This window comes from Streptomyces sp. CNH189 (assembly GCF_000527195.1).
The window spans coordinates 424923-436477 of sequence record NZ_AZUS01000002.1 but is presented as its reverse complement, the minus strand read 5'-3'; the positions used below and the strand labels follow the sequence as shown (position 1 = coordinate 436477).

Sequence of the window (11555 nt, the reverse complement as noted above, 5' to 3'; positions counted from 1 at the left end):
GCACCGGTCCGCGTCCCGGCGCGGTTCCCGGCGGGCCCGCGGTGACCCCGGTGGTGACGCGTACCGGCACCCGCCGGTGGCGGGAAGGGGCGGTCGTCGCGGCCGCCTTCGTGATCTGTCTGCTCGGCGGCACCGTGCGGGTCGACAACACCCTGACCCCGCCGACCGCCGCCGCGTACCTGGTCGCCGTGGTGTCCTGCGCCGTGCTCCCGCCGCGGCACCGAAAGCCCCTGGCCGTGCTGGCGGTGACCACCGCGGCCGGTCTGGTGGCGCAGCCCCTCGGACTGGTGCTGACCCCGCCCGTGATCGCCCCCGCCCTGGTCGCCGCGTACGCCTGCGCGCTCGGCGTGCCCGGCGAACGGCGCGCGGTGGGCGCGGTGTCCCTCTCCGCCGTGGTGCTGGCGGCGTCCGTGCCGCTGTCCGGGGACCTCTCGTGGCGGGATGCGGGCCGGATGGGGACGGTGGCGGCGGCGCCGCTGGTGGCGTGGCTGGTCGGGCAGGCGGTGCGGACCCGGCGGGCGTATCTGGCGGCCGTGGAGGAGCGGGCGCGGCGGGCCGAGGAGAGCAGGGAGCTGGAGGCGCGGCGGCGGGTCGCGGAGGAGCGGGTGCGGATCGCCCGGGAGCTGCACGACCTGGTGGCGCACCAGATCACCCTGGCCAACGCGCAGGCCACGGTCGCCGCCCACTTCTTCGACTCGCGTCCGGAGCAGACCCGCGCGAGCCTGCGGGAGCTCGTCGAGACCACCGGTCACGCCCTCGACGAACTGCGCGCCACGGTCGGCCTGCTGCGCCAGACCGGGGACACGGCCGCGCCCGACGGGCCCGCGCCCGGGCTGGACCGGCTGCCAGACCTGCTGCAGTCCTTCCGGCGGGCCGGGCTGGAGGTGTCGGTGCGTGAGGAGGGAGCGGCGCGGACGGTGCCGCCGGGCGTGGACCTCACCGCGTACCGGATCGTGCAGGAGGCGCTGACCAACGTGACCAAGCACGCGGCGGGCCGTGGCGCCCGGGTGGGGCTGGACTGGGGCGGCGGGCGGCTGACCGTCACCGTGTCCGACGACGGGGGCGCCCCGGGCGGGCCGCCCGCCCTGTCGGACCGGCCGCCCGGGTACGGGCTGATCGGCATGCGGGAGCGCGCCGCCGCGGTGGGCGGGGAGCTGACGGCGGGCCCGCGCCCGGAAGGGGGCTTCCTGGTGACCGCCCGGCTGCCCCTGCCGTCCGTGCGTGAGGGCGCGGCCGACGGTGAGGGGACGGGGTGGATGCCCGAAGCCACGGACGAGGGACGGACCGCATGACGCTGAGGGTGCTGCTCGCCGACGACCAGGCGCTGCTGCGCGGCGCGTTCCGGCTGCTGCTGGAGAGCACCGACGACATCACCGTGGTGGGCGAGGCCGGCGACGGCCGGGAAGCGGTGCGGCTGACCCGCGAACTGCGCCCGGACGTCGTGGTGATGGACATCCGCATGCCGGAGGCGGACGGCCTCGCCGCCACCACGGAGATCTGCGCCGACCCTGACCTGCGGGCCACCCGGGTGCTGATCCTCACCACGTACGAGACGGACGAGAACGTGGCGCGGGCCCTGCGCGCGGGGGCCGCCGGTTTCGTCGGCAAGGGCATCGGCGCGGAGGACCTGGCGGACGCCGTGCGGACGGTCGCGGAGGGCGAGACGCTGCTGTCCCCGGCCGCGACCCGCTCGCTGGTCGCCCGGTTCCTCGCCGCGCCGGCCGGCGCCCCTCCGCAGGACGCCGGCCGGCTGGACGTGCTCACCCCGCGCGAACGCGAGATGGTGGCGCTGGTGGCGACCGGCCTGTCCAACCAGGAGATCGCCGAGCGGATGGTCCTCAGCCCGTTCACCGTCCGCGCCCATGTGCAGCGCGCGATGACGAAGCTGGAGGCCCGCGACCGCGCGCAGCTCGTCGTCATCGCCTACCGGACCGGTCTGGCCCGGGTCACCCCGGAGGACGGGGCCGGACGCTCGTCGTAGTCCGGCAGGGTCAGGGCGGTGTGGGCCGGGCGGGGCCGCGCGGAGGGCAGCGCGTCGAGGGTGCGCAGGTGTGCGTCGCGCTGTTCCAGGGCCTGGGCGGTGACGGGGAAGAGCGTGGCACCGCCCTCGTCGACGAGGGCCTGGTTGGCGGTCACGTACGGGCGCATACGGTCCTCGTAGGCGGCGAAGGCGGCCGTGTGGTCGCGGTGGGCCGCCAGGGCGTGGGCGAGGACGTAGGCGCCGGACAGCGCGAGGCTGGTGCCCTGCCCGGTGAGGAAGGACGGGGCGTACGCGGCGTCGCCGACGAGGGCGGCGCGGCCGCGCGTCCAGCGGGGCATGCGGATCTGTCCCGCCGTGTCGAAGAACAGGTCGTCGGTGTCGCGCACGGCCGCCACCATGCGCGGGATCTCCCAGCCCTCGCCCGCGAACACCTCGGCCACCAGATCCCGTTGGGCGTCCAGGTCGCGCAGGGCTTCGCGCGAGGGTTGCGGGCGGTGGAAGGTGAGGAAGCCGTGCACCTCGGGGCCGTCGCCGGTGGCGTAGAGGGCGGCGGCCTTCCCCGGGGTGTTCCACAGCACCAGTTCACGGTCGAGGTGCGCGGGGTTCGGCAGGGTGAACAGGGCGAAGCAGTAGGCGAGATAGCGGTGGTGGCGGTCCTCGGGGCCGAAGAGGGCGGCCCGGGTGGCCGAGTGCATGCCGTCCGCGCCGATCACCAGGTCGTACGTGCCCTGCCGCCCGCTGCGGAAGGTGACGTCCACACCGTGCGCGGCCGGGTCGAAGCGGGCGACCGAGTCGCCGAAGAGGAACTCCACGTCGTCGCGGACCGACCCGTACAGGGCGTCGGCGAGGTCGCCCCGCCGTATCTCCAGGTCGCGGGGCTCGCCCTCGTCGGCGGGGGCTCGCAGGGAGGCGACGGTACGGCCGGCGGCGTCGAGGAAGGTGGCGCGGCGAGGGCCGACGTGCGCCTCGCGCAGCCGCGGCCACAGGCCCATCCGCCGGACCACCTCGGTCGCCGTGCCGCGGATGTCGACCGGGTAGCCGCCGCCGCGCAGGGCGCCGGCCTTCTCCACCACGGTGACCGCGAACCCGGCCCGGTGCAGCCAGTAGGCGAGGGCGGGTCCGGAGACGCTGGCTCCGGAAATGAGGACGGTGCGCGGGGTGGTCATGAACGGGTGCCTTCCTTCACGGGGGTGTGAGCGGGCTCGACGGGACGCGGGGAACGGGAGGCGCGCGTGGCGCGGACGAGGAGCAGGCCGAGCGCCGCGGTGGCGCCGGTGACGGCGAAGCCGGTGGTGAAGGCCGCCTCGGCGGGCAGTCCGGTGCCGGAATCGGTTCCGGCGGCCAGCAGCGCGCCCGCGATCTGGGCGCCCACGACGACACCGATCACCCGCGTGACCACGAGCAGGCTGGTGGCGATGCCGGTGTCCCCGGCGTCGACGGCGGTGGCGGTGCCGGCCAGCAGCGCGGTGGTGGCGATGCCCGCGGCGAACGCGGTGAGCGTCTTGGCCAGGGCGAGCTGCCAGGCGGAGTCGTGCTGGGCCGCGAGGCCGAACATGACGGCCGCGGTGGCGAGCGCGGCCACGGCGACCACGGCACGGGCGCCGAACCGCCGGGCGGCGACCCCGCCCACCGCGTCGCTCATGGCGCCGGCGATCGCGCCGGGCAGGAGGTAGAGGCCGATGTCCGTGGTGTCGGCGTCGAAGCCGTAGCCGTCGCCCGAGACGGCGAGGAGCTGCGGCAGCAGCAGGGTGACCATGCCGAGGGTGACGGTGACGAGCAGGGTGAGCAGGCACGCCTGCCACATCGCGGGCCGGGCGAGCATGCGCAGGTCGACCATCGGGGAGACGGCCCGCCGCTCGACGCGCACCCAGGCGGTGGCGAGCACGGCCACCAGCACGAGCAACGCGGCCGCGGCGAGCGGCGGAAGACCGCCGCCGGTCAGCAGGACGAGGCCCAGCATGAAGGCGAGCAGGGTGGCGCTCAGCAGGACCACGCCGGGCCAGTCGATCCGCTCGTCCTGCCGGACCGGTGCGTCGGACGGCATCAGCCGCGCCACGAAGACGGCCGCCACGACGACCACGAGGGTGGGCAGCACGAACATCCAGTGCCAGGAGAGATGTTCGGCGATCAGACCGGCGCCCAGCATGCCGAGCATGCCGCCGCCGGTGAACAGGGCGACGACCACACCGATCGCCGCCTGGGTGCGCCCGGCCGGCAGATGGACGCGGACCAGGATGAAGGACAGCGGCAGCACGCCGACCATGGCGCCCTGAAGGACCTGGCCGAGCAGCAGCATCGGCAGTCCGGGGGCCAGCCCGGCGAGCAGTCCGCCGGCCGCGACGACGGCCATCAGCCGGAGCAGGACGCGTTTGCCGCCGTAGCGGTCGCCGAGTTTGCCGGCGACGGGGGTGAGGACCGCGCCGGTGACGAGCAAGGTGTTGGCGACCAGCGCGCCTTCGGACGGGCCGAGCCCCAGCTCGCGCTGGAGCAGGGGGAGCGCGGGCTCCACCACGGACTGCAGGGCGCCGAGGGCGAGCGCCAGCACCCCGAGGGCGGCGATCGCGGGGCGCCGTAAACGCGGCGGCGGGAGCAGGGTGTCGGACATGGACGTCCCGTTCTCGTAGGGGTCGGTGAGCACGTCCCACGGTTCCGCTCGGCGCCCCTTCCGGGCATCGTCGCCCTTCACCGTCTTCGCCTGGTGCGTACGCACCAGTTGGGGCGCGGCCCTGGTGCCGGGACACGACACGGGCCGCCTCCGCAGGTGAGTTGAACATGTTCAAAAGAAGGCGCTACAGTCACCCCTGTCAGCGTTTTGAACGCGTTCAAGAAGGGGTGGGGCATGGACCGTACCGTCATCGCCTACGTCATCTACCTGGTCGTCAGCATCGGGCTGACCGTCTGGGTGGCCCGTACGCTCAGCAGGAACGGGCGGGTCTTCCTCGCCGACGTTCTGCACGGCAACGAGAAGCTCGCGGACGCCGTCAACCACCTCCTGGTCGTGGGCTTCTACCTGGTGAACCTCGGCTTCGTCGCCCTCTACCTGAGCGACGACGACACCGTCACCGACACCCGCGGGATCTTCGAGGCGCTCTCCGCCAAGCTGGGCGTGGTGCTGCTCGTCCTGGGCGTGATGCACCTGGCCAACGTGTACGTGCTGAACAGGATCCGGCGGCGCGGTGTGATGGAGCGGGAGCAGAACCCGCCGGTGCCCCCGCAGGGCTGGACCACCCCGGCGGCCCAGGCATGAACACGGTCTCCGGCGGACCAACACCCCCAGGGGAGCGGGGCACCGCGCCATCGACCCCCGGCGGGCCAACACCCCCAGGGGCGCGGGGAACTGCGCGACCGACCCCCGACGGGCCGCACCCGGCGTACAACACTGCGAGGCACCCCCTCGGCCGTGGGTACGGTGTCCCGGTCCGCCGTCTGACCGTGCTGTACGACGCGGACTGCCCCCTGTGCACGTACGTCCGCGACTGGCTCGTCAAGCGGCCCCAGCTCGTCCCCTGGAGTCCATCCCGGCGGGGTCACCCGCCGCACGGAACCGCTTCCCCGGCCTCGACCACGGGTCCACCCTGTCCGAGATCACCGTGGTCGGGGACGGCGGGCAGGTGTACCGGGGCGCGGCCGCCTGGATCGTCACCCTGTGGGCGCTGCGCGACCACCGGCGGCTCGCACACCGGCTGAGCACGCCCTCCGGGATGCCGTTCGCGAAGGGCGCGGTGCTGGCCGCCGCCACGTGGCGCGGGGTGACGGCCTCGCGGGGCGGCCGCGTCCACCGGTCCGGCGACGGGTGGACGTACGACCCGCGCGACGGCCGGCACCACACCCCGCCGGGCTGCGGCTCCGACTCCTGCGCCGCCCCGTAGGCCGCGTGCCGCGGACGTTAGGCTCTGTTCCCGTGCCCGCGAAGAACGACGGCCCCGACCCCGGCGCCCCCCTCAGCAAGTCCGAGCAGACCCGCGCCCTGATCCTCGAGACGGCCATGCGGCTGTTCCAGGAGCGCGGGTACGACAAGACGACCATGCGGGCCATCGCCCAGGAGGCCGGGGTCTCCGTCGGGAACGCGTACTACTACTTCGAGGGCAAGGAACACCTGATCCAGGGGTTCTACGACCGGATCGCCGGCGAGCACCAGGCCGCGGTCCGGGACATCCTGGCCCGGGAGACCGACCTGGAGGCCCGCCTCGCCGGGGTGCTGAAGGCGTGGCTGGACATCGCCACGCCGTACCACGAGTTCGCGGTGCAGTTCTTCAAGAACGCCGCCGACCCGGACAGCCCGCTGAGCCCCTTCTCGCCGGAGTCGGAGCACGCGCGCCAGGAGGCGATCAGCGTGCACCGTGCGGTGCTGGCCGGCACGAAGACCAAGGTCCCCGAGGAACTGCGGGACATCCTGCCCGAGTTGATGTGGTTGTCCCAGATGGGGCTGTGCCTGTACTGGATCTTCGACCGTACCGAGGGCCGTGAGCGCAGCTACCGGCTCGCCGAGCGGGGCGCCCGGCTCACCGCGCGGGGCGTGGCCCTGGCCCGGTTCCGGGTGCTGCGGCCGCTGGTGCGGGACGTGCATGAGCTGTTCACGGAGTTCCTGCCCGGCATGACCAGGGCGCTCCCCGACCCCGCCGGCCGCGAGGACACCGGCCGACGGGGTGCGCGGGGCGGGCACGAGGAGGAGGGGGCGGAGGGGGTGGAGGGAACCGAAGGGGCGCCCGCCGCCGACGGGCGCCCCGACGACGTCAGTTGACGACGTCCACTCCTCCGGGCGTGAGCTCCACGTCGTGCACGTACGGCCCGTCCGCCACGGTCACGTGCGCCGCCCGCGAGCCGTACGGGGAGGCCGTGACCGCCAGCAGGTAGGTGCCCGGCGCCGGCACGGCCACGATGTACGCCCCGTCGGCCAGGGACACCACCCGGTCCAGCTGACGGCCGCCGGGGGTGAGCAGCGTGACGGCCGCGCCCCGTACCGGCTCGCCCTCGGGGGTGCGGACGAAGCCGTGGACCGCCGAGGCGGCCCCGTCCGGGCTGCCCTCCGCCGGCGCCACGGCGGGCGTGCCCTCGTCCTCCTTCGGCTCGACCGCCAGGTGCGGCAGCCGCTTCTCCAGTCCGGCCGGCAGCCACCAGTTGGCACGGCCCAGCAGGTGCATCACGGCCGGGACCAGCGCGGTGCGCAGCACGAACGCGTCCAGCGCGACCGCGGCGGCCAGACCCACGCCTGCCATGGCGGCGCCGTAGTCGCCGCTGAGCACGAAGGCGAGGAAGACGCAGACCATGATCAGGGCGGCGGAGTTGATGACCCGGCTGGTCTCCGCGAGGCCGACCCGCACCGCGCGGGCGTTGTCCCGGGTGTGCACCCACTCCTCATGCATCCGGCTCACCAGGAACACCTGGTAGTCCATGGACAGGCCGAACAGCAGCGACAGCATGATGATCGGCAGGAAGGCCGCGATCGGGCCCTCCTGGCCGAGACCCAGCACGTCGAGTCCGACGCCCCACTGGAACACCACCACCAGCACGCCGAAGGAGGCCGCCGCCGCGAGCAGGTTCATCACGGCGGCCGTCAGCGGCACCACCAGCGAGCGGAACGCCAGCAGCAGGAGCAGGAAGCCGAGGCCGATGATCGTGCCGACGAACAGCGGCAGCCGGTCGCCCGTCACCGCTGCGAAGTCCTTCGACACCGCCGTCACACCGCCGACGTGGGCCTCGACGCCCGCGGCGGGGATGACGTCCTCGCGCAGCGTGTCGATCAGCCGGTCGGTCTCCACGTCCTGCGGGGAGGTGTCGGGGACGACCTGGATGACGGTGACCCCGCCGGCGGGCGGGGCGGCCGCCACCTGGGCGACGCCCTCGGTGTCCTCGACGGCGCGCACCAGACCGGCCGGGGCATCGCCGTCCACGACCACCTGGAGCGGCCCGTTGAAGCCGGGCCCGAAGCCCTCGGCGAGCAGGTCGTAGGCCTGCCGGGTGGTCGTCGAGGCGTCGTCGTTGCCCTGGTCCACGGTGCCCAGGCGCAGCGACAGCAGCGGCACGGCCAGCGCCGCCATCAGGACCACCGCCACCGCGGCCACGGCCCGCGGCCGGCGCTGCACGGTGGCCGACCAGCGGGCGGCGAGTCCGCCCACCGCCTCACCGTGCGGGCCCGCGGCCTCCAGCCGGCGGCGCTGACGGCGGCTGAGCACCCGGTGCCCGAGCAGGCCGAGCAGCGCGGGCAGCAGCGTGACGGCGGCGAGCACGCTGAGCACGACCGTCAGCGAGGTGCCGATGACCACGCCGTCCAGGAAGCGCAGGTTCGTCACCAGCATCCCGGCGAGCGCGATGCACACCGTGCCGCCCGCGAACAGCACCGCCCGGCCGGAGGTGTTGAGCGCGGTGACCGCCGCCTCCTCCGCGTCCATGCCGCGCAGGATGCCGCGCCGGTGCCGGGTGACGATGAACAGGGCGTAGTCGATGCCGACGCCCAGACCGATCAACGTCGCCAGCAGGGACGCCAGTTCCGGGACGTCGGTGACATGGCTGATCAGCTGGGTGCCGAACATCCCGGTGCCGACGCCGAACACGGCGACGACCAGGGGCAGCAGCATCGCGAACAGCGAGCCGAACGCGACGAACAGCACCACGGCGGCCGCGAGGATACCGACCAGCTCGGCCGTGCCCGTCGGCGGTTCCTGGACCCGGGTGACGGCCTGGCCGCCCAGCTCCACCTGGAGCCCGTCACCGGCCGCGTCCTGGGCCGTGTCGACGACGTCCTGGACCAGAGCCTTCGGCACGGCGTCCGCCTGTTCGGCGAATGTCACCTGCGCGTAGGCGATCCGTCCGTCCTCGCTGATCTGCGCCGCGCCCTGCTCGCCGTAGGGTCCGGCGACCGCGCCGACGCCCTCCATGCGCCCGATCTCCGCGAGCGCCGCCTCCATCCGGGAGCGCACCGACTCGTCGCGCACGGTGCCCTCGTCCACCTTCCACACCACGGTGTCGGTGTCCCCGGCGCGCTCCGGGAACGCCTTGCGCATCAGGTCGTACGCCTGCTTGGAGTCCGTGTTCGGCAGCGAGAAGACCTCGGCGTAGTTCGTGCCCGCACCGCTCGCCGTCACCCCCAGTCCGAACAGCGCCCCCACCCACAGCAGAAGGACCACCAGCCGCTGCCGATAGCACCAGCGTGCCAATACCGCCACGTGTCCGCTCCTTCGTCGCTCGGTCGGTCCCCCGGGTCCTGGCAGCAGAATCGGCGGCGGCACCCGCCCGGGGACACGGCTCGCCCGGGACTCTCAAGGAACTCCAAAGCGACAACCGGTACTTCGGCGGACGGTCACGCCGATACTGGGGAACATGACGACAGCTCCCGGCACCGTGCTCGTCGTGGAGGACGAGGAGAGCATCGCGGACGTCCTCGCGATCGCCCTGCGCTACCACCGCTTCGAGGTCATGACCGCGGGGTCGGTCCGTGAGGCGCTCGCGCTGACCGAGCACACACGGCCCGACTGCGCGCTGCTCGACGTGATGCTGCCGGACGGCGACGGCCGCGCCCTGGGCCGCGAACTGCGCGGACGCCGGCCGGAGACGGCCCTGGTGTTCCTCACCGCGCGGGACGCGCCCGCCGAGGTCGTCGGGGCGCTGGGCTTCGGCGACGACTACATCACCAAACCGTTCAACATCGACGAGGTGGTCGCCCGGATCACGGCCGTGCTGCGCCGCACGCGCCCCGCCGACGTGCTGCCGCAGCGGGCTCCCCTGCGCCACGGCGACCTGGAGCTGGACGAGACGACGTACTCCGTGCGCCGCGCCGGCCGCAGCGTCGAGCTGACCCCCACCGAGTACGCCCTGCTGCGCTTCCTGGTGCGCAACGCGGGCCGTATCGTGCCCAAGGAACAGCTGCTGCGGCACGTCTGGCAGTACGAGCACGTCCCGCAGGACTCCACCGTCGTGGAGACCTACATCAGCTATCTGCGCCGCAAGCTGGACCCCCTCGGCCCTCCGGTCATCGCCACCCGGCGCGGTGTCGGGTACGGGCTGACGTGACACGCCGGACACGCCCGCCGCGCCCCGGCCGCCCCCGGGTGCGGTCGCTGCGCGCGCAGCTCACGCTGGCGAACGTGGTGCTGCTGGCGCTGGGCATCGTCGCCGCGACCGCGGTGAGCGTGCTCGGCATGCGCTACTACCTGCTCGACCAGATCGACACGGAGCTGGTCCGTACCCGCGACTCGCTCGGCGGCTCGGAGCTGACGCTGCGGCAGATCGACTCGCTGAGCGCGCTGAGCTTCTTCCGTGACCGGGTGGAGCCGGAGTGGAACCAGGACGTCAGCGACCCCGACTCGGTCTTCGCCGCGGTGGACCGCGAAGGCGAGCCGGTCCCCGTGTTCGGCTTCGCACCCTCCCGGGCGCAGCGCGACCTGGCGGACGCTGTGGGCGATCCGGACGCGCTGATCCGGGACCCGGAGCCGCGGGACGTCACCGTGCGGGGCAGCACCTACCGCGTCACCGCCACCCGTCTCGCCGACGGCACCGGCGTCCTCATCGCCGGCTCCACCGAGCCGCTGCACGAGGGCGTGGCCAAGGCGGTCAGGTTCGACCTGGCCATCGGGACGCTGCTGCTGCTGGTGCTGGCCTGTCTGACCATGTTCGGGGTGCGGCGCCGGATGCGGCCGCTGGAGGACATGGTGGAGACCTCGTCGGCGATCGCCGAGGGCGACCTGACCCGGCGGGTGCCGTCCAGCTGCGATCCGACCCTGGAGGTGGAGCAGCTGCGGCTGGCGCTCAACTCGATGCTCCAGCAGGTGGAGTCGGCGTACCGGACCCGGGAGCGCAGCGCGGCGCAGCTGCGGCGGTTCGTGGCCGACGCCTCGCACGAGCTGCGCACCCCGCTGGCCGCGATCCGCGGCTACCTCCAGCTGTACGAGCGGGGGATGCTGCGCGACCCCGCGGAGCGCGAGCGGGCCTGGGACCGGATGATGACCGAGTCCGACCGGATGGGGCGGCTGGTCGACGAGCTGCTGGTGCTGGCCCGCCTCGACCAGCGTCCCGAACTGCGGCTGCGGAACGTGGACGTGTGCCGGCTGGTGCGGGACGCGGCGCAGGACCTGCGGGTGCAGCAGCCGGACCGGCCGGTGCGGGTGGACGCGGACGGCACGGTGCTGGTGCACGCCGACGAGGCCGGGCTGCGCCAGGTGCTGGGCAATCTGGCGGGCAACGCGCGCACGCACACCCCGGCGGACGTGCCGGTGCGGCTGGGCGCGGCCCGCTCGGACGGCGCCGTGCGGCTGTGGGTGGCGGACGAGGGGCCCGGGCTCGCGCCGGACGACGCGGCGCGGGTCTTCGACCGGTTCTTCCGCGCGGGCGGGGGCGCGGGCAGCGGGCTGGGCATGGCGATCGTGCAGGGCGTCGTACGGGCGCACGGCGGCGAGGTCACCGTGGACACGGCGAGGGGGGAGGGCCTGACCGTCACGGTGACGTTGCCCGCTCCCGGCCCACACGCCGTCCCGGCGCCAGACAAGGAAGAGACCGCCCGCACCGGGTGAGCCCCGGGGGCAGCGGGCGGCGGCTCGGGGCCCCCGGGGGGCAGCGGGCGGGCCTGGGTCGTCGGCCCGGG

General features: G+C 74.3%; 9 protein-coding genes and 1 pseudogene. 7 read left to right on the top strand and 3 right to left on the bottom strand.

The features are described 5' to 3' along the window. Positions 1 to 50 precede the first annotated feature (50 nt). Both B100_RS0104920 and B100_RS0104915 read left to right on the top strand, forming a co-directional pair. Entirely contained in the window at positions 51 to 1292 is a 1242-nt protein-coding gene (locus tag B100_RS0104920; protein WP_024883329.1) for a histidine kinase, read from the top strand. Further along, on the top strand, positions 1289 to 1981 hold the full coding sequence (locus B100_RS0104915; protein WP_024883328.1) for a response regulator transcription factor: 693 nt from the start codon (positions 1289 to 1291) through the stop codon (positions 1979 to 1981). Before B100_RS0104920 ends, B100_RS0104915 begins: the two co-directional genes overlap by 4 nt. Here B100_RS0104915 and B100_RS0104910 read toward each other — a convergent pair. Together B100_RS0104910 and B100_RS0104905 are read right to left on the bottom strand one after the other, a co-directional pair. Further along, positions 1924 to 3147, bottom strand: a complete 1224-nt coding sequence (locus B100_RS0104910) for an FAD-dependent monooxygenase (RefSeq protein WP_024883327.1) — start codon at positions 3145 to 3147, stop codon at positions 1924 to 1926. The two genes, B100_RS0104915 and B100_RS0104910, sit on opposite strands and share 58 nt — an antisense overlap. Beyond that, positions 3144 to 4586 carry an MFS transporter gene (locus B100_RS0104905; protein ID WP_024883326.1) on the bottom strand — a complete coding sequence of 481 codons (1443 nt, stop codon included), beginning with the start codon at positions 4584 to 4586 and terminating at the stop codon, positions 3144 to 3146. The genes B100_RS0104910 and B100_RS0104905 overlap by 4 nt, the downstream gene beginning before the upstream one ends. Before the next feature lie 234 nt (positions 4587 to 4820). Between B100_RS0104905 and B100_RS0104900 the strand changes: the two genes are divergently transcribed. From B100_RS0104900 to B100_RS0104890, 3 genes and pseudogenes are all read left to right on the top strand, one after another. Beyond that, complete coding sequence (locus B100_RS0104900; RefSeq protein ID WP_024883325.1) at positions 4821 to 5228, top strand: hypothetical protein; 408 nt, start codon at positions 4821 to 4823, stop codon at positions 5226 to 5228. Positions 5229 to 5413: 185 nt separating this feature from the next. Next, positions 5414 to 5850 (top strand): annotated as a pseudogene (locus B100_RS33665) (thiol-disulfide oxidoreductase DCC family protein). A gap of 32 nt (positions 5851 to 5882) precedes the next feature. Next, positions 5883 to 6722, top strand: a complete 840-nt coding sequence (locus B100_RS0104890; protein ID WP_024883324.1) for a TetR family transcriptional regulator — start codon at positions 5883 to 5885, stop codon at positions 6720 to 6722. On the opposite strand, the gene B100_RS0104885 is transcribed toward B100_RS0104890, so the two are convergent. After that, positions 6715 to 9135, bottom strand: coding sequence for an MMPL family transporter (locus tag B100_RS0104885; RefSeq protein ID WP_024883323.1), 2421 nt, complete (start codon positions 9133 to 9135; stop codon positions 6715 to 6717). The genes B100_RS0104890 and B100_RS0104885 overlap by 8 nt on opposite strands. A gap of 163 nt (positions 9136 to 9298) precedes the next feature. On the opposite strand from B100_RS0104885, the gene B100_RS0104880 reads away from it, so the two are divergent. Both B100_RS0104880 and B100_RS0104875 read left to right on the top strand, forming a co-directional pair. Beyond that, on the top strand, positions 9299 to 9988 hold the full coding sequence (locus tag B100_RS0104880) for a response regulator transcription factor (RefSeq protein WP_037722421.1): 690 nt from the start codon (positions 9299 to 9301) through the stop codon (positions 9986 to 9988). Further along, positions 9985 to 11484 carry a sensor histidine kinase gene (locus tag B100_RS0104875; protein WP_024883321.1) on the top strand — a complete coding sequence of 500 codons (1500 nt, stop codon included), beginning with the start codon at positions 9985 to 9987 and terminating at the stop codon, positions 11482 to 11484. Before B100_RS0104880 ends, B100_RS0104875 begins: the two co-directional genes overlap by 4 nt. The last annotated feature ends 71 nt before the right edge of the window (positions 11485 to 11555 follow it).

Excerpts from the sequence above, each read along its gene's own strand:
- B100_RS0104905 (WP_024883326.1), bottom strand. The coding sequence starts at position 4,586 with ATGTCCGACACCCTGCTCCCGCCGCCGCGTTTACGGCGCCCCGCGATC.
- B100_RS0104910 (WP_024883327.1), bottom strand. The coding sequence starts at position 3,147 with ATGACCACCCCGCGCACCGTCCTCATTTCCGGAGCCAGCGTCTCCGGA.
- B100_RS0104900 (WP_024883325.1), top strand. The coding sequence starts at position 4,821 with ATGGACCGTACCGTCATCGCCTACGTCATCTACCTGGTCGTCAGCATC.
- B100_RS0104880 (WP_037722421.1), top strand. The coding sequence starts at position 9,299 with ATGACGACAGCTCCCGGCACCGTGCTCGTCGTGGAGGACGAGGAGAGC.
- B100_RS0104915 (WP_024883328.1), top strand. The coding sequence starts at position 1,289 with ATGACGCTGAGGGTGCTGCTCGCCGACGACCAGGCGCTGCTGCGCGGC.